This is a genomic window from Halococcus sp. IIIV-5B (genome assembly GCF_003602035.1).
GTDB lineage: Archaea > Halobacteriota > Halobacteria > Halobacteriales > Halococcaceae > Halococcus > Halococcus salsus.
Genome location: NZ_QZWE01000016.1, coordinates 50759 through 72077 on the forward strand (window position 1 = coordinate 50759; position 21319 = coordinate 72077).

The 21319-nt window shown below is 66.5% G+C and carries 20 protein-coding genes; 7 read left to right on the forward strand and 13 right to left on the reverse strand.

The features are described 5' to 3' along the window. Positions 1 to 126: 126 nt before the first annotated feature. The 5 genes from D3261_RS11890 to D3261_RS11910 form a co-directional block, all read right to left on the reverse strand. Entirely contained in the window at positions 127 to 1149 is a 1023-nt protein-coding gene (locus tag D3261_RS11890) for an NAD(P)-dependent alcohol dehydrogenase (RefSeq protein WP_120072661.1), read from the reverse strand. A 90-nt stretch (positions 1150 to 1239) separates the two neighbouring features. Further along, complete coding sequence (locus tag D3261_RS11895; protein ID WP_233553980.1) at positions 1240 to 2058, reverse strand: ABC transporter permease; 819 nt, start codon at positions 2056 to 2058, stop codon at positions 1240 to 1242. Further along, the gene (locus D3261_RS11900) at positions 2055 to 3080 is read right to left on the reverse strand and encodes an ABC transporter ATP-binding protein (protein WP_120072663.1); all 1026 of its coding nucleotides are present in this window, start codon (positions 3078 to 3080) and stop codon (positions 2055 to 2057) included. The genes D3261_RS11895 and D3261_RS11900 overlap by 4 nt, the downstream gene beginning before the upstream one ends. Positions 3081 to 3197: 117 nt before the next feature. Beyond that, entirely contained in the window at positions 3198 to 4046 is an 849-nt protein-coding gene (locus tag D3261_RS11905) for an MBL fold metallo-hydrolase (protein WP_120072665.1), read from the reverse strand. Between the two features lie 112 nt (positions 4047 to 4158). Continuing rightward, positions 4159 to 5478, reverse strand: coding sequence for a dicarboxylate/amino acid:cation symporter (locus D3261_RS11910; RefSeq protein ID WP_394337579.1), 1320 nt, complete (start codon positions 5476 to 5478; stop codon positions 4159 to 4161). 148 nt (positions 5479 to 5626) lie between these two features. Between D3261_RS11910 and D3261_RS11915 the strand changes: the two genes are divergently transcribed. Next, complete coding sequence (locus D3261_RS11915; RefSeq protein ID WP_120072669.1) at positions 5627 to 6397, forward strand: ABC transporter ATP-binding protein; 771 nt, start codon at positions 5627 to 5629, stop codon at positions 6395 to 6397. Continuing rightward, positions 6394 to 8121: a hypothetical protein gene (locus tag D3261_RS11920; RefSeq protein WP_233553981.1), complete on the forward strand. Its 1728-nt coding sequence runs from the start codon at positions 6394 to 6396 to the stop codon at positions 8119 to 8121. Before D3261_RS11915 ends, D3261_RS11920 begins: the two co-directional genes overlap by 4 nt. A gap of 72 nt (positions 8122 to 8193) precedes the next feature. Here D3261_RS11920 and D3261_RS11925 read toward each other — a convergent pair whose 3' ends face one another. From D3261_RS11925 to D3261_RS11940, 4 genes are all read right to left on the reverse strand, one after another. After that, a complete protein-coding gene (locus D3261_RS11925) occupies positions 8194 to 9711 on the reverse strand; it encodes a flippase (protein ID WP_120072671.1) in 1518 nt (505 codons plus the stop codon). 347 nt (positions 9712 to 10058) lie between these two features. After that, positions 10059 to 11255, reverse strand: coding sequence for a S1C family serine protease (locus D3261_RS11930; RefSeq protein WP_120072739.1), 1197 nt, complete (start codon positions 11253 to 11255; stop codon positions 10059 to 10061). Positions 11256 to 11434: 179 nt separating this feature from the next. Beyond that, a complete protein-coding gene (locus D3261_RS11935; RefSeq protein ID WP_120072673.1) occupies positions 11435 to 11785 on the reverse strand; it encodes a hypothetical protein in 351 nt (116 codons plus the stop codon). Next, positions 11782 to 12156, reverse strand: a complete 375-nt coding sequence (locus D3261_RS11940) for a transcriptional regulator (RefSeq protein WP_120072674.1) — start codon at positions 12154 to 12156, stop codon at positions 11782 to 11784. Before D3261_RS11940 ends, D3261_RS11935 begins: the two co-directional genes overlap by 4 nt. Positions 12157 to 12360: 204 nt before the next feature. On the opposite strand from D3261_RS11940, the gene D3261_RS11945 reads away from it, so the two are divergent. Next, positions 12361 to 12885 carry an HTH domain-containing protein gene (locus tag D3261_RS11945; protein ID WP_120072676.1) on the forward strand — a complete coding sequence of 175 codons (525 nt, stop codon included), beginning with the start codon at positions 12361 to 12363 and terminating at the stop codon, positions 12883 to 12885. Positions 12886 to 12980: 95 nt separating this feature from the next. Here D3261_RS11945 and D3261_RS11950 read toward each other — a convergent pair whose 3' ends face one another. Then, the gene (locus D3261_RS11950; protein WP_158589387.1) at positions 12981 to 13832 is read right to left on the reverse strand and encodes a DUF429 domain-containing protein; all 852 of its coding nucleotides are present in this window, start codon (positions 13830 to 13832) and stop codon (positions 12981 to 12983) included. Positions 13833 to 13899: 67 nt separating this feature from the next. On the opposite strand from D3261_RS11950, the gene D3261_RS20370 reads away from it, so the two are divergent. The 4 genes from D3261_RS20370 to D3261_RS11965 all read left to right on the forward strand — a co-directional run bounded on the left by D3261_RS20370 (position 13900) and on the right by D3261_RS11965 (position 16432). Then, positions 13900 to 14058 carry a hypothetical protein gene (locus D3261_RS20370; protein ID WP_192928008.1) on the forward strand — a complete coding sequence of 53 codons (159 nt, stop codon included), beginning with the start codon at positions 13900 to 13902 and terminating at the stop codon, positions 14056 to 14058. Then, positions 14055 to 14540, forward strand: coding sequence for an Hsp20/alpha crystallin family protein (locus tag D3261_RS11955; protein WP_120072680.1), 486 nt, complete (start codon positions 14055 to 14057; stop codon positions 14538 to 14540). Before D3261_RS20370 ends, D3261_RS11955 begins: the two co-directional genes overlap by 4 nt. Before the next feature lie 125 nt (positions 14541 to 14665). Further along, a complete protein-coding gene (locus D3261_RS11960; protein ID WP_120072682.1) occupies positions 14666 to 15343 on the forward strand; it encodes a helix-turn-helix domain-containing protein in 678 nt (225 codons plus the stop codon). Positions 15344 to 15613: 270 nt separating this feature from the next. Then, positions 15614 to 16432, forward strand: a complete 819-nt coding sequence (locus D3261_RS11965; protein ID WP_120072741.1) for an aldo/keto reductase — start codon at positions 15614 to 15616, stop codon at positions 16430 to 16432. Positions 16433 to 16581: 149 nt separating this feature from the next. On the opposite strand, the gene D3261_RS11970 is transcribed toward D3261_RS11965, so the two are convergent. From D3261_RS11970 to D3261_RS11980, 3 genes are all read right to left on the reverse strand, one after another. Further along, positions 16582 to 18102 carry an aldehyde dehydrogenase gene (locus tag D3261_RS11970; RefSeq protein WP_120072684.1) on the reverse strand — a complete coding sequence of 507 codons (1521 nt, stop codon included), beginning with the start codon at positions 18100 to 18102 and terminating at the stop codon, positions 16582 to 16584. A gap of 124 nt (positions 18103 to 18226) precedes the next feature. Then, a complete protein-coding gene (locus D3261_RS11975; RefSeq protein ID WP_120072686.1) occupies positions 18227 to 18565 on the reverse strand; it encodes a hypothetical protein in 339 nt (112 codons plus the stop codon). Further along, positions 18562 to 20934 (reverse strand): penicillin acylase family protein, encoded by a 2373-nt coding sequence (locus tag D3261_RS11980; RefSeq protein WP_120072688.1) that lies wholly within the window; start codon positions 20932 to 20934, stop codon positions 18562 to 18564. The genes D3261_RS11975 and D3261_RS11980 overlap by 4 nt, the downstream gene beginning before the upstream one ends. Positions 20935 to 21319 lie beyond the last annotated feature (385 nt).

Consider the following 21319-nt stretch of genomic DNA (forward strand, 5'->3'; position numbering starts at 1 on the left):
CGGACACGAATCCGGAGAGCCGCTTTCGGGCTGTCTCTTGTAACCCATCTCGTCGCGGGCCTATGAAGCGAGATGCTTTGTGGTTGTCGCCTCCCTCAGTGCTTTTGCACGCGGTTCTACTCGCGTCTACTCGATGTCGACGACGACCTTCCCTTGGTGGTCGCCGCTCTCCAGGTATCGGTAGGCGTCGCGTGCCGCGTCGAACTCGAAGACGCGGTCGATGACGGGCGTCGTGCCGGTCGTTTCGAGCGCGCGGTTCATCCGGTCGAACATCGCCCGACTGCCGACCCCGAGTACCCCTTCGAGCGTGACGGCCTTCCCGAGGACCGGCGACGGGTCGATCTCGCCCTGTTGACCCGTCAGAACACCGATGAGGTGGACGTGGCCGTTGATACCCGCCGCCCCGAGCGAGCGTTCGAGCGTGCCCTGTCCACCGACCTCGACGACGTGGTCGACGCCCTCGCCGTCGGTGCGCTCCATGACCGTCTCGTGCCAGTCGGGCGTCTCCTCGTAGTTGATGGTCTCCCAGGCACCTAGCTCGCGGGCCCGGTCGAGCTTCTCATCGCTGGAGGAGGTGACGACCGAGCGCGCACCGTGCATCTCGGCGAACTGGAGCGCGAACGTCGAGACGCCGCCCGTTCCGAGCGCGAGGACGGTCTCGTCGGCGCTGAGGCCGCCGTCCTCGACGAGCGCGCGCCACGCCGTGAGCCCCGCGCAGGAGAGGGTCGCCCCCTCCTCGTACGAGAAGTGCTCGGGGAGGCGGGGTACGCTCTCCGCGGGGAAGGTGGCGTACTGCGTGAGCGCCCCGTCGACGTTCCCGCCGGTGCTCGTCGCGAGCTTCTCGTAGGTCCCCGGCCCGTCGACCCAGTTCGGGGCGAACGGGGTCGCGACCCGGTCGCCCTCGGCGAGGCGTTCGACGGCGGCCCCGACCTCGACCACGTCCCCGGCCCCGTCCGAGAGCGGGACGACCGGGAGGGACGCGCCCGGGTACTCGAGTTCGCTGTTCGCGATCGCGAGGTCGCGGTAGTTGAGCGAGGCGGCCCGCAGCCGGATCAGTACCTCGTCGTCCGCCGGTGTCGGTCGGTCGCGCTCCGTTCTGGTCACCCCGTCGTAGTCGGGGTCGGTCTCGCGGACTTCGTAGGCGTCCATCGATCGATAGATGTCGTCGGCGACGGGAAGGGAGTCCGATCACGGTGGTCGATCAAACGGCTGGGTGATGTCCTGTGAAGACGAGTAGGTTCAGTAGTGACCCATGACGCCCTCGCGGCGCGCCCATCGCTGGCAGTACTGGAGGACGACGTAGCCGACCAAGAGGTAGCCGACCGCCGTCGCGAGGAGGATACCGAGGTCGGTCGGGTCCATCGCGACGACCGAAACCCCGTCCGCCATCGCGCGTGTGAGCAGGTGGCTGCCCTCGGCGAGCGGGAGCCACTTGAGCAACGGATACTGGTCGACCGGCGCGGCGATCAGCCCGATGAAGACGAACTGAACGAGTTGAAACGCGTTCTCGATCCGTTTGAACCGGATCGCGAGCCCCCCGAAGACGAACCCGACGCCGACCGCCGGCGCGACGGCGAGGGTGGCGATAGGGACCACGGTCAGCGGGTCGAGCGCCAGCGTCCGCCCGGTCACGAACAACATCACGGCGAGCGTCACCACCCCCCAGAGCAGCGATTCACACAGGTTGACGACCGTCTTGATCACCATCACGGCACCGAAGCCGAGCGGCGACATGAACAGCTGTTCGAGCGTCCCCCACTGCGCTTCACGGGTGACGGCCCAGGAGAGCCCCGAGTACGCCGTCAGCGAGAGGGTCCAGAGTAGGTAGCCGACGATCAGCCCCGAGAGCGAGTCGCTCATCGCCGCCGGCGCGAGCGCGCGGCCGGTGTAAAAGAGGATGACGAAGAAGAGCAGTATCGTTCCGAACTGCGAGAGCGTGTTCACCGGGTAGCGAACGAGCAGGATAATCGTCTTTCGTAGCGAGGCGACGAAGAACCGGAGGTAGTCCCGAAAGCCGGGGTCGATCCGCTCGTTACCCTCGGCACCGAGACCGCTCACCGCTCGGCTCCCGTGCTCCCGACGGCACGGTCGGTGACTTCGAGGAAGACGTCTTCGAGGTCGGGGTCCTGGCTATCGATGTCCGCGACCCTGCTGCCCGTCTCCCGAAGCACGTCGAGGACGTCGTAGAGCGATTCGTCGTCGGTCAGCGTCACCTCGAAGCTGGTCCGGTTGCCGCGAGTCTCCCATCCCGTCGCGTCGAAGCGTTCGTCGAGTATCCCGCGTGTCCGGTCCTCGACCGGTCCGTCGGTCTCGATCCGATAGGCCTGGGTCTCGAAGAGGTCCACGAGGTCGGTCACGGTGTCGTCGGCGATCACACGACCGTTCGAGAGGATGACGACGCGGTCACAGAGCTCCTCGACGACGGCCATGTCGTGGCTGGAGAGCACCACCGTCACGTCGTCCTCGTCGGCCAGCCGACGGAGCTCGCGACGGAGTTCGAGCGAGGCCTCGACGTCGAGCCCAAGAGTCGGTTCGTCGAGGAAGACGACGTCCGTCCCTCGTGCGAGCGTGCAGGCGAGCGAGACCTTCTGTTTCTGTCCGCGTGAGAGGTCGTTGACGGGCTCGTCGGCCATCCCCGAGAGACCGAACTGTTCGAGCAGGCGCTCCCGGCGCTCCCGCGTCGCTTCACCCCCTTGCCCACCGAGTGCGGCGAAGAAGGAGAGGTTCTCGCGAACGGTGAGCCGCCAGTAGACGTTCCGTGCACCCTCCAGCATCGCGCTGACGTGACCGTAGGCCGCGCGGGGATGCTCGCTCGCGTCCAGTCCACAGACCTCGATCCGACCCGCCGAGGGGACGATGAGACCGAGGATGGATTTGATGGTCGTGGTCTTGCCCGCGCCGTTCGGCCCGAGCACACCGACGACCTCGCCGCGTTCGACATCGAAGGAGACGCCGTCGGCGGCCGTCACCGCCCCGTCGCCCTGACCGTAGGTCTTTTCGAGGCCGTCGACACGAAGGACGGTCTCACGGGTCGATCGCGACCGTTCCGCCGCGTCCCCCCGTTGCTCCGCTCGTTGCATGGTTGTATTCGAACGAGTCGGCCCCTAAAGGTTTCTTCGTAGACCGTGGTTTCTACCCCGCCGATTTCGCCTTCTGGGTGTCATCGTCCCGACACCGCTCTCTCGTTCTCTCGTCGGCTACACCGAGGATTTGGTCAATATCTCGGTCCCCTCGATCCGGTAACGGTGTTTCTCGCCCCACGCCGTCTCGATGGTCTCGGGGGTTCGCTCGCCGTTGACGATCGATTCGAGGTGGTCGCGGAGCGTATCGAGGACCGAGAGCTCCTCGCCAGCTATCGGCGGGTTGTGGCCCGTCAGCAGCGTGGAGAAGGCGTTCGCCTCCCGAAGCTCGATGACCCGTTCGAAGCTCTCGATATACTCCCGAATATCGCAGTCCCGAAAGTGGACGTAGAGGTTTCGGTCGCCGTGGACGAGGTCGCCGCCGTAGAGCCGGCCGCGGTCGCGGTCGAGGACCCCGAGCTGGCCCGGTGAGTGCCCCGCGAGGTCGACGAGTTCGAGCCGTCGGTCCCCGAGCTCGATCACGTCCCCGGCTTCGACCGGCTCGACGCCCGTGACCGGTGGCACGTCGAACGTCTCGGGGTCGACTGCGTCCGGGAGTGAGCCGCCGGCCGCGAGATGCTCCTCGACGAACCGTTTCGGACGGCCAACGAACTCCTCCGAGAGCGAATCGATCCGAACCTCGCCCTCGGCGGACTCGGTCGGGTGGACGTGCGCCCGATCGAACTGATGTCCGGCCCCGATGTGGTCCCAGTGGGTGTGGGTGAGCAGCAATCGGTCGGTATCGCCCGCGAGTTCGCTGCACGTACCCCGGAGGTCGCCGACGCCGAACCCCGAATCGACGACCAACCGTTCCTCGCCGTCGGTCAGGAGGTACGCGTTGCTCGGGACGCCGTTCAGGGTCTCGGTGAGCCGGTAGTCGCCCACCGTCGTCGACGCCCTCTCGTACCAGTCCGTCGTGCGATCCATCCCGGCACGCGGACCGCCGACGATTTGGGGATTTCGACCGTTCCGCCCCGCGCGGATCCGTCACCGTTCGACATACTGGCGGAGGCTCGGCTTCGCGAGAAGAACGGGTTCGTCAGTCGTCGGCGACCGTGTCCGCCGCCGTGCTCGTTCCGCCATCGACCCAGGTTCCGCTCCCGAAGTCGATCGCCCGGTTCCACTTCGCGGCGAGCGCCGAGACCGCGAGGTCGCCGGTCACGTTGTTCATCGTCGCGATCCGACCCAGGATCGGGTCGACGGCGGCGACGAAGCCGACGACGGTCAGCGGGAGGCCTGCCTGCTGGAGGATCACGGTGAGCATGATCAGCCCCGCGCCGGGGACCCCGGCGGTGCCGATGCTGATCAGGACCGTCACGAGGAGCACCGAGACCTGGGTCCCGAGGTCGAGCGGCTGTCCCACCACGTTGGCGGCGAACACCACCGTCACGGTCTGTCGGATCGCCGCCCCGTCCATGTTGGCGGTCGAACCGAACGGCAGCGAGAAGCCGTAGACGCTCTCGTCGATCCGGAGGTTCTCCTCGGCGTCGCGCATCGTGACCGGCAGCGTCGCGCTCGACGACCGGGTGCTGAACGCCATCACCATGGCGTTCTTCGCCCCCCGCAGGAACGCGACGGGTGACTTCCCGAGGAGCCCACCGACGATGCTGCCGAGGTACGTGACCCCGATGTGGACGACCACGCCGAGGGCGACGACCCCGACGAGCGACGCCAGCGCGAGGACCGCGCCGACGTCCTCTCCAGCGAGTTCGGCGGCGACGAGCGCGAAGACCCCGACGACGCCGAACTCCATCACACCCCAGACGATGGTGAACAGGGCCTCCATACCGGCCTCGGCCAGCGAGAAGAAGGTCTCGGCCCCACGGCGCACCGACTCGTCGGTGGCCGTGTCGCGGGCGACCGCCAGCGCGATCCCGAAGACGATCGTGAAGAAGATTATCGGGAGGAGGTTCCCCTCCGCGAGGGCGTTCAGGGGGTTCTCGGGGACGATCCCGAGAACGAGTTCCTGAAGGCTCGGGACCTGCGCCGACTGTGCTTCGCCCCCGGTGAAGGCGAGGCCGGTCCCCGGATCGAGGAGGTTCGCCACCGTGAGCCCGATGACGCCGGCGACGGTCGTCGTCACCGCGTAGAGCCCCACGACGCTGCCCCCGACGCGCCCCATCTGCGTTGGCGAGAGCTGTCGAACGCCGACGAGGAGGCTGAAGACGACGACCGGAACCACGATCATCTGGAGCAGCCGGAGGAAGAGGTCGCCGATGGGGGCGAGCACCGTCGCCGGTTCGCCAACGCCGAAGGCGACGACGACGCCGAGCACGAACGAGACCGCGAGACGATACACGACCGGGATCGACCGATATCGATTCCAGAGGGACCGTACCGAACGCCCTGTTTCAGACACACTGACAGTACCCCTCTGAGACGGGTAGGCGTGTCGGGATGGAACGGATCGGGGTGGGCCGGGAGCGAGATCGTCACCGACCGTCGATCCGTTAAATCAGCGAGAACCGGTATCAGGATTTATCAGGTCGCGGTCGGTCGATCGACGCATGACCGAGCCGCTCGCCATCGAAGCCGACGGCCTCGAAAAGCGGTACGGGGGGACGCGGGCCGTCCACGACCTCCGGTTCTCGATCGACCGCGGGACGATCTACGGGTTTCTCGGGCCGAACGGCGCGGGCAAGACCTCGACGATCCGGATGCTCACCACGCTCACCCGCCCCTCGGCCGGGTCGGCGCGGATCATGGGTCACTCCGTCGAGGACCGCTCGAAGGTCACCCCGCACATCGGCTACCTTCCCGAGGAACCGCCGTTGTACGACGAGCTCACGGGCCGCGAACAGCTCACCTACATCGCCGGGCTGCGCGACATGCCGACCGAGCGGGCCGCCGAGCGTATCGGGACGTTCCTCGACCGCTTCGACCTCACCGGGGCCGCCGACGACCGGATCGCGACCTACTCGAAGGGGATGAAACAGAAGACCGGCATTATCCAGGCACTGCTCCACGAACCGTCCGTCGTGTTCCTCGACGAACCCACCTCCGGGCTCGATCCCCGGGCCGCCCGGACCGTCCGGGAGATCATCGCCGAGGTCGCCGCCGGGGACTCGACCGTGTTCCTCTCGACGCACATCCTCCCGGTCGTCGAGGAGCTCGCGGACACGGTCGGCGTGCTCCTCGACGGCACGATGGTCGCCGAGGGCGCGCCCGATCGCCTCAAGGACCGCGTCGAGACCGGTGCCGGGAGCTCCCTCGAAGACGTCTTTCTCGAACTCACCGCGGAACGGCCCGTCGAACGGGAGGCCGGCCCGGCCGAATGAGCTCGCCCGATAGCCTTGTGCATGTTCTCGACGACGCCCGACTGGTCGCCCGGACCGAGCTCCGCCGCCGTCGTCGAACGCTCGGCGAGAACGACCGGATGCTCGTCGTCTGGGCCTTCGGCGCTCTCTTCGGACTGGTGTTCGTCCTGGTGTTCCTGGGCGGGGCCTACTCGTTCGGGACGATGGTCGGCACCGAGGGGTTCGCCGACGCGCTTCCGATCGCCCGCAGCATCGTTCTCGGCGTCTGTGGCTACGTCGTCTTCATCACGGGGGTTCGAACGGTACAGAACCAGAACGCGCTCGATGCGCCCGCAGGGATACTGACGGCCACCTCGCCCGCCGCGGCGGCGGTCGGGCTGCTCCTCGCCGACTACGCGGTCGTCGCCGGGATCGCCGTGCTCCCGCTCGTGGTGGCGGGGCTCCTGTTCGCCCTCGGCGCGGGCACACCGGTGAGCGTCGTCGTCGCCCCGGTCGTGCTGCTCGCCGCGCTCGCGCTCGGCGTCGTGCTCGGTTTCGTGCTGGGGCTGGTCATCAAGACCGTTATCTCCCGCTCCGCGGTGATCGCACGGCTCAAGACGGTGCTGAGCATCGCGCTCTTCCTCGCCTACCTGGCGGTACTGTGGAGCGGTGGACTGGACAGCGTCTTCGGGCAGGCGTTCGCTGTGGTCCAGCGAACGCCGCTCGGCTGGATCACCGACCTCGCGCTGTTCGGTACCCCCGACCCGGCCATCGGGGTCGTGCGACCGGCGGTGGCCGCGGTGACGCTGGTGGTCGCCGTGCCGCTGCTGACGTGGGTCGTCGTCCGGCTCGACCGTGGGCTCTGGTACCGCGACTCCGTCCAGCCCGGTCACGGCGGGGGTTCGATACTGGGTGGACGGTCCTCGGCGACCTCGAATACGTCCGAAAGCGGTTCCGCTGAAACGACCGCTTTGTCGGTACCGACCGCCGAGACCGACGTGCTCGCGACGGGGGTCTCGGACCGGCTGTTCGGCGAGCGCGTCTCGCGACCGACGCTTCGGGTGGCCCAGAAGAGCTGGCGGCGGGCGTATCGAGCGCCGATGAAGCTCCAGTACGCGGTCGTCCCGGTCTTCTTCCTCGTCGACCCGATCCGCCGAAGCGTCGAGTCGGGAACGGTCGCGCCGGTGTTGCCGGCGGCGGTCGCCATCTACGGGGCGTGGGCGACGGGGGCGTCGTTCACGCTCAACCCGCTCGGCGACGAGGGGGCGGTGTTGCCGGTCACGCTCACGACGCCGGTCTCGGGCGAGCAGGTGCTCTCCGGACTGATGCTGGCCGGGCTGGTCGTGGGGGCACCGGTGACCGCGGTCGTCGCGACGGGGCTCGGGATACTGAGCCCCCTCGACGTCGTCGGCTCGGTCGCGGTCGGCCTGCTCGGCGTCGTCCTGTGTGTCGGTGCCTGTGCGGTCGGTGCCGGCGTCGGGACGGCGTATCCGAAGTTCGAGCGCACGCGGATCAGCCGGAGCCGGAAGGCCGTCGTGCCGAGCCTGTCGGCCTTCCTCGTCTACTCGTTGGCGCTGCTGGCCGTCTCGCTCCCGGGGCTCGTGATGGGCGTTCCGGTCGTCGCGGCGTGGGCGGGCGACACGGTCGGAGCTTCCCCGTCGGTGGTCACGCTCGGTGGGTTGGTGGTGACGGTGGTCCTCGCGGCCGCGGCCGGTCGGGTCGCCACCCGGTCGGCCGGCGAGACCATCGGCGAGTTCCGGTTCTGAGACCTCCCTTGTGAGGGTAAGAGCCGACAACGTAGTCGGGTTCGGTAGCCATCGAGGCCGTCCGGGGACGGCTCACTCCGAGTCGTCCAACTGGGCGGTGAGCTCCGACTCGCCTTCGTCGTTCCCCTCGGGGATGTATCGTCGGACGAACGGGATCGTTATCGGGAGCTTGTCCTCAATCAGTTCGAGCGGGATCGTGTCCTCGGCCTGGAGACAGCCCGTGAGCGCCGCGACGACGACCGTGGAGACGACGCATGCGACGACCACCACCGGGAAAACGACGACGGTCAGCGTGAGGTACTGCGAGACGAACACCATCGTCGGGATCAGTATCCCCGGGAGGAGCACGTAGGCCCGGACCGACCACTTCGAGAACGGCGTGATGCCGTGGGTGTACCAGAGCACGGCGAACGCGATGACGTTGAGGGCGACGAACGAGATGGCCGTCGCCGTCGCGGCACCCATCAGCCCGAACGCGGGTATCAGGACGGCGTTGAGGACGATGTTGAGGACGGCGGCGACGGTGTTGACCGCGAGGATGATCCGCGTATAGCCGATCGCCGCGAGGGTGTCCTGGGCCCGACCGACGGCCGCGCTGACGAAGAACCCGGTCGCCAGAAGCCAGAGGGCGTCGCTGCCACCGATGTACTCCGCGCCGAAGACCAGCGAGACGGTGTCGTAGGGGAACGAGACGAACAGCAGGTAGAGGGGGAAACCGGCGATGAAGAGCCACTTCGTCGTGACCTTGTAGATCTCGTTTATCTCGTCGTAGCTCTTCTCGGAGTCGAGCCGGGAGGTGAGCGGGAGATACAGGAAGCCGAACGAGCTCAGGATCACCGGCAGGCCGGAGGCGAGCTGGTAGGCGGGGTCGTAGAGCCCCACGACGACGTTGGTCTTGAAGTACCCGAGCATCAGGGTGTCGACCTCGCCGAGGACCTTCGAGACCATCGCCGCGAGCACCAGCGGAATCGAGAAGGTGAGGAGCCGGCGGGGGTAGAGGTTGACCCCACCCCGGAGCGGGAGGAGACGGTTCAGGAAGAAGTGGGCGACCACGACCGTCGCCATCGCGGCGGCCAGGTACGCGTAGCCGACGGCCATCACGCCGACACCGGCGACCAGCAGCGCGACGATGAGGAAGAAGCGAAAGCCGTTGTAGAAGAGGTCCTGGCTGTAGGTCCGATAGATCGTGTTCTCGAAGCCCCTGATCGCCCCGACCGCCATGTAGAACCCGACGTTGAAGGGGATCGCGAGGATGAACAGGTTGAGGAGCGCCTGTGAGTCCGGCGTGTCGTAGATCAGCCCGACGATCGTCCGTCCGTTGAGGAGGAGGAGGGTGGTGAAGACGAGCGAGACCCCGACCGCCAGCACCAGCCCGGTCAGCCACAGCCCGCGCACGTCCCGTTCGTCGTCGAACCGGGACATGTACCGGGCGATACCCTGGTTCAGACCGAGGACGGTGAGCGTGGTGCTCAGCGCGAGCACGGAGAGACCGAGCGCGACCTCCCCGTAGACTCCCGGGTCGAGGACCCGCGTGATGACGATGCGCTCGACGAGCTTCGAGGAGGAGCCCAGTATCCCGCCGACGAGCATGAGACTCGCGCTCGAAGCCAGACTCGAGAGATCGGTGGTGGTAGACTTAGACAACGTAGACCCTTCTGAGCCTCCGTTTTGTCGGCTCGGACTTATCAACCTTGATTCATCCACGCGGGTGCGATGGGACAGTTCCGTTACCGCTCTTGGTGTGCGAGAACGAACATATCGGTGGTGGCGACAGCCGCTACGGAATCGACCAGAAAGACCGCGGAGGTGTGAGAGGACGACCCTTTCGCACGACCGTTTCGGCGGGACCGCCGTCACGCGGCCAGGATCCGGTCGGTGCGACGACTCGCTGAACTATCCACCGGCCCGCGTGGGTGGTGCGCGAGGCGACCGGTCCGTCAGCCGGTGGGTGTCTCGCCGGGTGTGGTCGGTTCGCCCCCTGCAATCCCGGCCCCCTCGCGTTCGGGCCGTTCTCCGAGGGTGACGTCGAGGGTCCGTCGGTTCCCGTCCCGGCGGACGGTGACGGGCACCGTCTCGCCGGGCGAGGTGTTGAGCGCGAGATACGAGGAGAGTTCCTGGCGGGTGTCGATCGCGGTGCCACCGACCCCGACGATCACGTCACCGCCCGTCGGGACCGCGCCGCCCTCGACTTGCTGTCGACTCTCGGTCCCCTGGAGAACGCCGGCGGCCGGGCCGTCGCGGGAGACCGCGTCGACGTAGACGCCGCGGGTTCGGTCGAGACCGTTGGCCTCGGCGAGTGACGGCGTCATCGTCCCGGAGGCGATGCCGAGGTACGCGTGGGCGTACGTCCCGTCCTCGATGAGCGCGGGGACGACCCGCTCGACGAGCGCCGCCGAGATCGCGAAGGCGATGTTCTCGCCGCCGCCGGAGTTGATCACGCCGACCACCCGCGAGTCGAGGTCCATCAGGGGGCCGCCCGAGTTCCCCGGGTTCACCGCGGCGTCGGTCTGGACCGCGTCCGGGATGGTGTAGCCGTTCTGGGCGGGGATCGAGCGATTGACGCCGCTCACGATCCCGGCCGACGCCGAGCCGTCGAACCGACCGTACGGGTTGCCGATCGCCACCACCTCGGTACCGATCGGCGGTCGCGTCTCGACGAGCGGGAGCGCGGTCGCGGAGCCCGGTTTGTTCGAGACTTCGAGAACCGCGAGGTCGCTCGAAACGTCGGTCCCCACGACCGACGCCGAGCGCCAGCCGCCCTCCGCGAACCGCACCCGGACCGACGAGGCCTCGCTCACGACGTGTTCGTTCGTCACCACGTAGCCGTTCCGGTAGACGAAGCCCGACCCCGTGGCGGGTCCTGCCGGGGTGGTCGCGTCGATCAGCACTACCGACTGGATGGTGTTCCGGTAGACACGCGTGTAGGGGCTGGTCGTCCCGTTCGCGGACCGGGTGGCGTTCGCCGCGGCCGTCGGGCTCGTCGTGTTCGTTGTGGTCGTCGCGTTCGTCGTCGTTTCGTTGCCGGTGGCGGTGCCGTCGGTATCACCGAGCGCGTTCGAACAGCCCGCGAGACCGGCCGCGAGGAGCGCCCCCATCCCGCCGAGGTACGCCCGTCGGCTGGGGCCGTCGGTCATCGCTTCTCCCTGGTCGCCGTCGTTCCCTCGGTGGATCCGAGCGGATCCGCTCCGAGCGTCGTGCGTCGCGGTCGTCGACCGGTTCGTTCCATTGTGGCCGACCATTGGAACGCGTCGAATAAAGCTCCCGGCCGTGGTTTCACTCGTTGAAGACACCCCGAGTCGAGGCCGACCGGTGGTCAGTACCGATACAGCGAGTACAACAACGACAGGAGCCCGACCACGACGAGCACGCCGCTGAGGGTCTGTATCCTGAGGAGTTCGAGGCCACCCAAGAGGAACGAGCCCTTGATCCCGACCTGGTAGACCACGATGACGAGGTTGCCGGCGGTCACGAGCCCGAAGCCGAGCGCCGCGAACTGGAACGACCGGTCGCGTTCGCGGCGATAGGCCAGATAGCTGATGGTCGCGAGCACACTGCCGGCGAGGAAGACCAGCACACTGGCCGAGAGGGTCGTCCAGAACTCCGTCGGCTGGCGTAGTGGGACGAAAGCGGTCGTGATGATCGCGACGGTCGTGACCGGGGTCATCGCGTTCGGCCGACCTCCTCGGGGCGGTCGCCGAGGTCGCGCCAGAACGCGCCGAACCGGTCGACGATGTCGCGTTTGAGCCGGACGGTCGCGCTGAAGCCGGTTCGTTCGATATCGAGCCGAACCGTTTCGAGGTTCGAGACGTAGAGCGTGTAGTGGTTGCCGTCGTCGGCGACGCGGACGACCTCTTCGAGGAGGTCCTGTTCGACGAGCGCGTTGACCCGGCGATAGACCGTCGGCAGCGAGGTCCCACACCGTTCGGCGAGGTTCTGAGCGGACCGGGGCTCGTCCTCGGCGGCCACGAGGATCTCGGGGGCGTGGTTGCTACAGAGGGCCTCGAAGACGGCGTCGGGGTCACGCGCTTCGCTCACACGTGGACCAGTGGCGCTCGAACGAAAAATCTGGCCATGACCTCCTCGTTTCCCTCTCACCGCGGGCCGACCCGAGAGCGATGCCCGACGGATAGTCGTTGAGAACGGACACGTCCACGGAGAATCGTACGTTTCACCACCTGGTGGTGGATTTTCGTGCTTTCGTCCACCAGATTTAACCGCTGTAGATTCGTTGGCGTACGTATGTCATCGATCGAACTCACCGAGAGCCAGAAGACGATCCTCCAGGAACTCGTCGACCTCTATCGGGACACCGAGACCGCGGTCAAGGGCGAGACGATAGCGGAACAGATCGACCGGAACCCGGGCACGATCCGCAATCAGATGCAGAGCCTGAAGGCCCTCCAGCTGGTCGAGGGGGTTCCGGGGCCGAAGGGTGGTTACAAACCAACGGCGAACGCGTACAACGCGCTCGACATCGAGGAAATGGACGAGGCCGAACCCGTTCCGCTCGGTCACAACGGCAACCCGATCGAGGAACAGGTCATCCAGGAGATCAACCTGATGAGCGTCCACCACCCCGAGAAGTGCCGGGCCGAGATCCGTCTGCAGGGCTCGGTGCGCGACTTCCACGAGGGTGATTCGATCACCGTCGGCCCGACGCCGAAATCGAGCCTCGCCATCACGGGGACGATAGACGGGGTCGTGAACGCGGACAACAAACTGATCATCAACACCGAGACGATGGAAGCCCCCGTCGACCAGTAGGTCGGCTGCAAGGTTTCACCCGAGACCACCGATCCGAGGTCGACCTCGATATCGGTCGGACCCGATCCGCTCCGTGTGACCGGTGTCGGGGCCCGTCACCCGTAGATGTGACCCTCAACGCCGACGGCCTCCCGATACGCTTCGTCGGTACCGTCGAAGCCTTCGGGGGCGGACAGATCCTCCATCGACAGCGGACCCTCGCGGGCCGCCCGGAACGTCGCACACGCGGCCACGATGCTGTCGAGCGCATCGCCTTCGTCGTCCGCTGCCACCGTTTCTCGGAGCGAATCGGCCGTCCGCAGATCCGCCCGCTCGACCAACCCCTCCAGGTTCCGCGTTCGGCGCGTCGTCGCCCGCCCGGTGGCCTCCTTGTAGCCGTCGCGGTGGAGACCGTATCGAGCGAGCGTGGCCGCCGGGTACACCTCGACGAGCCCTCTCGGGTCCGCCTCGGGGTTCGTCATCGGCGAGACCGGAATCCCGTGGTCGGTCACCAGCGGGTGGAGCACCGCGCTAACCCCGTAGTACGTCTGGTACTGAATACGGATGTTGTACGGACACATCGCACCGGCCAGCGCGTCCGTCGCGCGGAGCCGGTGACCGTCCCCGTCCTCGGTACAGGTCTCTCGGAGATGGGCTGGGTCCGCAAAGCGGTCCGCGAACCCGTCGATGACCGTCGTCCACTCGTCGCCATCGACGACCGTTCTCGGGAGCCCGAACGGGAAGTCGAAACCGAAGAGACAGTCCGAGCGCTCGCGAACGAACCCTCGCAGCTCCTCGAAGACCGCCGTTCGGTCCGTCGTCCCGAACCTGTCGGCTGCGGACCGGCAGTCCTCGACCACGAGTTCGTCGTCCGCGACGTACCCACCAGCGATCCAGACCTTCCTGCCCGCGTCCCGTGCCCCGCTGAAGTCCACCCCGTAGATCCGCCGTCCCGACGAGCTCGTCATGACGATAAGTGGCGTCGAATGCGTGAAAACCCAGGGGTTGATACGACGCGCGTTCCTACGAGGGGCCATGCCCGCAACCCTGGAAGTCGTCTGTACCGACGACGACTGCGAGATGGACATGTTCGAGCTGCACTACACCTACGACATGCCCGACGACGTGGGTGTGGAGGACTTCCAGTGTCCGTACTGTGGGGGCACCGACTGCCTCGAAGCCATCGAGCTATGAGGCGGGAGATCGAGGCGTTCGGCGACGCGCTCGTCGGTCGTGCGGGCCGCCTCGCGGGCCGCGCCCAGGAGCGCCACCCGCTGCCGAACGACCTGCTCGAAAGCGACGAGGCCTACCTCGTCGTCTTCGACGCGCCGGACGTCGACATCGACGACGTCCAGGTCAGGTTCGCCGATGGAACCGTCCACGTCCGTATCGACCGCACCCGCGAGCACCGCGCGGGCTTCGAGATGCGCTTTCCCGGTCGCGGGATGACCCTCGACGGCCACGTCGACCTCCCTGCCGGCGTGACCGTCGACCCCGACGGAGCCACCGCCAAACTCACCGACACCGGAGTCCTCCGGATCGAGATCCCCAAAGTCGACGACCCCGACGACGGCCCGGTCCGGATCCCGACCGACGAACCCGTCGACGAACCGGACCCGATCGACGCCGACGAGGGAACCAACGACCCCGACGCCTACGACCCCGGTGAGGAGTAGGTTCGGTCACGCTGGTCGAGCGGTCGCGTTCGGCTGCTTCTCGGGCCGACAGCCATCACTACCACGACAACGGCTTCGGGATCGTCCCTAGACGGTTATGCCCGAACGACGCTTCACTGTACGATATGACGGTCACCGTGGAGTTCCTCGTCAGTTCACCCTTGCTCCCGTTCGTCAGTTTCGCCGAATCGTTACCATCCGGTCGCATCGAGTGTGTCCATGGACTCTGCCTCGGGAGGGACTCACGGGTCTTCGTCGTTCATCTCGACCCGGCTGACGACGTTTCCGAGGACGACCTCTCCGCCCTCGCGGAAGTAAGAGGGACGACCGCACTTGGACGCGCAAACGACCGGGACGTCTATCAACTAAATATCGAACTGGACGATGCCGTCTCGGACGTGTTCGTCCCCGGACGGCTCGCGAAGACACAGGTAGAACCGACGGTCGTTACTCCCGAGGGCTGGTACGAGAAGAAGATCTTTCCGGACTACGAGGCGTTCAACGACATGCAGAACCACTGCGACGAGTACGGCCTTTCGGTCGAACTCATCTCGATCGCACAGGGTTCCCCGTCGTCGGACGAACACACACGGTACGGGCTAACTGACCGGCAATACGAGGCGTTGCTGCTCGCTATCTCTCGTGGGTACTACGAACGTCCCCGAGGGGTCACGGCCGGCGAGTTGGCCGAGGAGATGGATATTTCCCAACCTGCGATGTCGGATCTCCTTCGTCGAGGGGAGCGTCAGTTGCTCACGTCGACGATCGGGATACGACTACAGCGACCTCCCTCTTCGACGTGACACGCACCGGATTATGGTGGAGACCTGCGAGGCAGCCGCTATTCGACCGTCGCTGCCTTCATCGAGACTGTCGTTGTCCCGACAACCGTTCCCGTTCTCGACCGCGTACTGGATCCCAAACCGGATACTGCCGTTCGGAACGCTCTATGGAAGCATATTCGAGCTAGCTGGAACTTAAACGGGTTTTCAGAATAGCATCGAGTCCAAACGAGACGCGGTCCACGTTCCGGTGTGGAAAGCGAAACCGTCGAGCTGAACAACGGTGTGGAAATGCCGGTCCTCGGGTTCGGTACGTATCAGATCGAGGACCTCGAAGTCTGTGAACGAAGCGTGGCCGACGCGCTCCGTACCGGGTATCGTCTCGTCGATACCGCGGCCGGGTACGAGAACGAGGAGGCCGTCGGCAGGGCGATCGAGGCGAGCGACGTCCCCCGGGAGGAGGTGTTCGTCACGACGAAGCTCTGGATACAGGATGCCGGCTACGAGAGCACGAAGCGGGCGTTCGAACGGTCGCTGGATCGACTGGGGCTGGACTATCTGGATCTGTATCTGATCCATCAACCCTTCGGTGACGTTCACGGCTCGTGGCGGGCGATGGAGGACCTCTACGACGAAGACGTGGTCCGGGCCATCGGTGTCAGCAACTTCGACCCGGATCGCCTGGTCGACCTAATCGTCCAGAACGAGGTCGTCCCCGCCGTCAACCAGATCGAGACACATCCCTTCTATCAGCGGACCGACGATGCTGCGTTCTTGAGCGAGTATGGGATTCAACACGAGTCCTGGGGGCCGTTCGCCGAGGGACGGAACGACCTCTTCGAACACGATGTGCTGGTTTCGATCGGCGAGCGATACGGCAAATCGGCCGCACAGGTCGTTCTTCGATGGCTGCTACAGCGAGGGATCGTCGCGATTCCCAAGTCGGTCCACGAGGAACGGATCGTCGAGAACTTCGACGTCTTCGATTTCGAACTGCGCGTCGAGGACATGAACTCGATCGCGGAGCTGAACGAGTCCAAGTCACTGTTCGGCGACCATCGAGATCCGGAGTTCGTCAGGCAGTTGAGTAACGTGAGAGCCAACACCTGAGCCCTCACGAGCGCCAACCCCGTCTCGGCTCCACCCAGCGACGAACATCGTACCGGCCAGAACGGCCGTCGGATGCAGCGAATCGTTGCGTCCTGAGGAGGGAGCGATCCTACGTGTCCATAGACGTCACCAACCGATGATCGATACTACTAGAGACGCATGTTGATCGTCTTGGTCTGTGAGTAGTGGTCGAGGGTCTCCTTCGCCTGCTCGCGACCGATGCCGGAGTGTTTGTAGCCGCCGAAGGGCTGGCCGGCGGGGAAGTCGTTGTACTGGTTGACCCAGATGTTGCCCGCCTCGATGTCCCGAGCCGTCCGGTTCGCCTTCGAGAGGTCCTGGGTGATGACCCCCGCCGCGAGGCCGTACTCGACGTCGTTCGCCCGCTCGATCATCTCGTCGTAGTCCGACCACGCGAAGACCTCCTCGACGGGGCCGAAGATCTCCTCTTGGACGGGTTCGGAGTCGTGGTCGATCTCGTCGATCACGGTGGGCACGACGAAACAGCCGTCCGCGAGCGCTTCGTCCTCGGGCTGGCCGCCGCCGGTGACGATCCGCGCGCCGTCCTCGCGGGCCTGCTCGACGTACGACAACGTGCGCTCGACCTGTTCTTCGGAGACCTTCGGGCCGAGACGGGTATCTTTCGAGAGCGGGTCACCCATCTGAAGTCCCTGTGCGCTCTCGACGAACGCGTCCATGAACGCCTCGTAGATATCCTCGTGGACGAACAGGCGCGTGCCGGCAGTGCAACATTCGCCAGTGTTGTAGAACATCGCGAGCATCATCACCCGGACGGCCTGGTCGATATCGGCATCGGGGAACACTATTACTGGACTCTTCCCGCCGAGTTCGAGAGTGACATCGGTGATGTTCTCGGCGGCGGCCTTCATGACCTCCCGACCGATCGCCGTGGAGCCGGTGAAGGAGACCTTTCGGACCTCGGGGTGTTCGGTGAGCGGCGCGCCGGCCTCCGCGCCGTAGCCCGTCACGACGTTGACCACGCCGTCGGGGAGGACGTCGTCGACGAGGCGCATGAGTTCGAGAATCGAGAGCGGGGTCTCCTCGGCAGGTTTGAGGACGACAGTGTTGCCGGCCGCGAGCGCCGGTGCGAGCTTCCAGGCCGCGATCAGGAGCGGGAAGTTCCAGGGCACCACCGCGCCGACGACGCCGTAGGGCTCGCGAATGGTTTGGATGTTCTTTCGGTGGTCGGTGGGGACCGTCTCACCACCGTGGGTTCGGGCCGCGCCCGCGAAGTAGCGGAACTGGTCGGCAACCAGCGCGACGTCGGCCCGCGCCTCCCGGATCGGCTTGCCGTTGTCGAGGGTTTCGAGCGTCGCGAGGTCGCTCCGGTGCTCCTCGACTCGGTCGGCGATCTCGGTCAGCACGCGCTGGCGTTTGGTGGGGTCGGCATCCGACCACTCGGATTCGTAGGCGTCCCACGCCGCCGCGACCGCACGGTCGACGTCCTCGCCGGTGCCGGCCTGGGCCTCACCGAGCACCTCGCCCGTCGTCGGGTCGCGGGTCTCGAACGTCTCGCCCGAGGCGCTCTCGACCCACTCGCCACCGATGTAGTGGCGGACGGGGTCGTCGGGGACGAGTTCCTCACGGGCTTCGGCGTGGCGCTCCTGGATCGCGTCGCGCGTGTCGTCGACGGGCTGGGTTTCGGATGACATGGTGGAACGGGTGGCGTCCGTACGGACGCGGTCGGCGTCCGTCGGGCCGCTGGCCGGCCCTTCGGTCCGCTGGTTCTTGCCGTTTGCGCCAGCGACGATGGCGTCGACGAGTGTGAACCGGCTTCTACAGCAGCCAGCGCACGAGTGCCGCGAACGTCGCCGTCGCTACCGGGATCGCGAGGCTGACGACGGCGATCTCCCCCATCGCGAGGTACTGCCAGAGGTCGCCGCTCGCGAGCAGCGTCGCGAGGAAGACGACCCAGACCAGAACGCCGAATCCCAGCCCCGCGAGCAGCGCACGTCTCCGGGTGACGGCGGCGAGCCCCACGAGGGCACCGCCGAGGAACAGCCCAGTCCAGTGGAGGGCGGCGGCGACCAGTCCCACGAGGATGGCGACGACCATCGTCACCCATCGTGATCGCTCGTCGGCACGGAGCTCACGAACGCGGCCCGTGAGGCTCACCGGTCGCCCTCGTTCTCGAAGGATATCGTGAGTGTGCCCCGTATCTCTCGCGACATGGCCTTGTACTCGCCGTCGGCCCAGCGGCCGAGCTGGTCGTCGTAGTGGTCCGAGAAGTAGTTCCCCGAGTTCCCGCCGGGGAGGACGCCCGCCGACGGTCCGTCCATCGGGACGACCATCCGCCAGCTACTCCCCGTGGGGTTCTCGACGGCGTAGTTGTTCACCGTCGCGCGCGACCCGTCCATCGGTCGCGTGGGGTATTCGAGGAAATCGAGACCGAGCGGGTGGTCAAGCGCGTCGGTGGTGTTGTAGTCGCCGTAGGTCTCCTCGCCCGCGTCCTCGATGTCGCCGACGGCTTGTCGAAGCGCACGCACCATCACCTCGTCTCGCGACTCGTCGCCGAACCACCGGCTGTCGGGGCCGAGGTGCTGGAGCACCCAGTCGGCGGGGTAGGAGGACTCATCGAGGCCGTGGCGCTCGAACGCGGGCGAGAACGTCAGGTCGCGGTAGCGCTCGAACCAGTGGACGAAGACGAGCGCGGCCAGCGAGTCGCGCTCCATCCGGTAGTCCCACGCGTCGAGCGCGTCGAGGGAGGTCGTGAGGTCGTCTGTGTCGTCGGCCTCGCGGGCGGCGCGAACGAGAACGGGGACGAGTGCTTTCGCGCGCAGATCGAGCGTGTCGCGTTGCATCCGTCTCATGAACGCCGGATCCATCGGCTCCCCCGAGTTCGCGCGCCGGTCCAACAGGTCGTAGATCCGGATACCACGATAGGGATCGGAGTAGGCTTCCGCGAGGTAGTGTTTCGGCCGGTCGACTACCCGCTGGTTCGCCGTCCCGAGGTAGTCGGGGTTCACGACGTGGGGTTTCTCGTCGAACGGGACGAACCCCTCCCACGACGAGGTTCCGAAGGGGGTGAACCCCCGCCACTCGCCCTCGCCCACCGAGCCATCGAAGACCCGATCCCCTGCGACTTCCTCGCCGTCGACCGTGCGGATCGGGATCTGCCCGGTGACGTAGTAGAGGGTGTTGCCGTCGCGGTCGGCGTAGACGAGGTTCTGGGTCGGCGAGTCGAAGCGCTCGGTCGCCGCCAGCATGTCGTCGAGCCCCGAACACCGGCTGTACTCGTAGATCGCCCGTGTGGTCCGGGTCGCGGTGTGGCCGGTCCACGCCACCCCGACCCGTCGACCCTCGCGTTCGATCACCGGCCCGTGAACGGTCTTTCGCACCGTCACCCGCCGGTTCTCGCCGTCACTGACTGCGATCTCGCGCTCTTCGGTGTCGAACTCGCGCCAGTCCCCTTTGTACCGATACTCGCCGTCTCGGGTGTCGTAGCGATAGAAGTCGATGGCGTCCGCGCCGGCGTTGGTGAAGCCCCACGCGCCGGCGTCGTTCTCGCCGATGACGACGAACGGCACCCCCGGAAACGTCACGCCACGGACGCTCACGTCGTCGGTTCGGAGGGTCATCTCGTACCACACTGGCGGGGCCATCAGGCTCAGATGGGGGTCGTTCGCCACGATGGGCGCGCCGCTCTCCGTGTACTGCCCCGAGACGACCCAGCTGTTCGAGCCGATCCCCGACGGGGACTCGAACTGTCCCAACCACTCGACGAGCGCCGGCTCGACAGCGTGGGCCCCTGCCGCCGAGCCGTGGTCCGCTTGGTTTCCCGGCCCGTTGTTCCCGTTCTGGATGATCGGCGAGTCGAAGTCGAACCGGTTCGGGTAGAGGTCGTTCGCCGCGTCCTCGCCCAGGCGGTCCGCGACGAGCGCCTTCCGGAGGGTGCGGAAACTCCCCGTGAGGTTCCAAGCGATCTGCTTTTGCATCAACATCGTGTCGACCGGCGTCCACGGGTCGGGGTCGTACGCCAGCAGCGCGAATTCGACCGCCGACGGGTCGTTCGCCAGGACTCGGTTGACGCCCGCAGTGTAGGCTTCGACGAGCGCCCCCGCACGGGTGTCGCCGAGGAGGTCCCAGTTCGCCCGCGCCGCGCCCGCGAAGTCCATCTTCACGTGAAACTCGTCGGTATCGAGCGTCACGTCCCCGACGACCGCCGAGAGTTCGCCACGCAGCTGCCGGCGCTGGAGGTCCAGTTGGAACCCCCGGTCGCGTGCCTGGGCGTACCCGACCGCGAAGTAGAGCGCTCGTTCGCTCTCGCCGGTGACGTTCGGAACGCCGTACTCGTCGTAGCGTACCGTGGCCGCTCCGTATGGGCTTTCGACCGTCCGATCGGTTTCGTCGGTCGCGTCCCACGCCGACCCCGAGAGCGGCGCGAACCGTTCGAGATAGCCCCGTACCGGCGAGAACGCCGTCCCGACCGCCCCGCCCGCGAGGATCGCGCCGATGAGCGCCCGGCGCGTCAGCTTCCCGTCCATACGACATTTAAAATCATTCGCTATGTATAACTCCGCTGTTGTGTTCGCGTCGAAAGCGCCCTCCTTCGACGAGAAAGATACGTGTCTCGTCGAATAGATTCGGGAAGATCTGTGAGGGTGCGCCGCAAACCAAACACATGACTTCGGAGAGGACACTACATTCCAGCCATCGATCCGATCCCGCCTCGACGAGGCCACAGCCGGGCGACTGACCGTGATCGGCACGTTTTCTCCGGCCGGGATCCGTCATGAGTCGGACGTCAAGCAGCGGTCAGCATTTGGGGACGGTATGTGTTGGCCGAACATTCAGTTTCACTTCATGAATACTATCTAGATTCCGATATTTCCGTCATAGGCCGGTGTTTATTAGACCTGGCATCCAGCA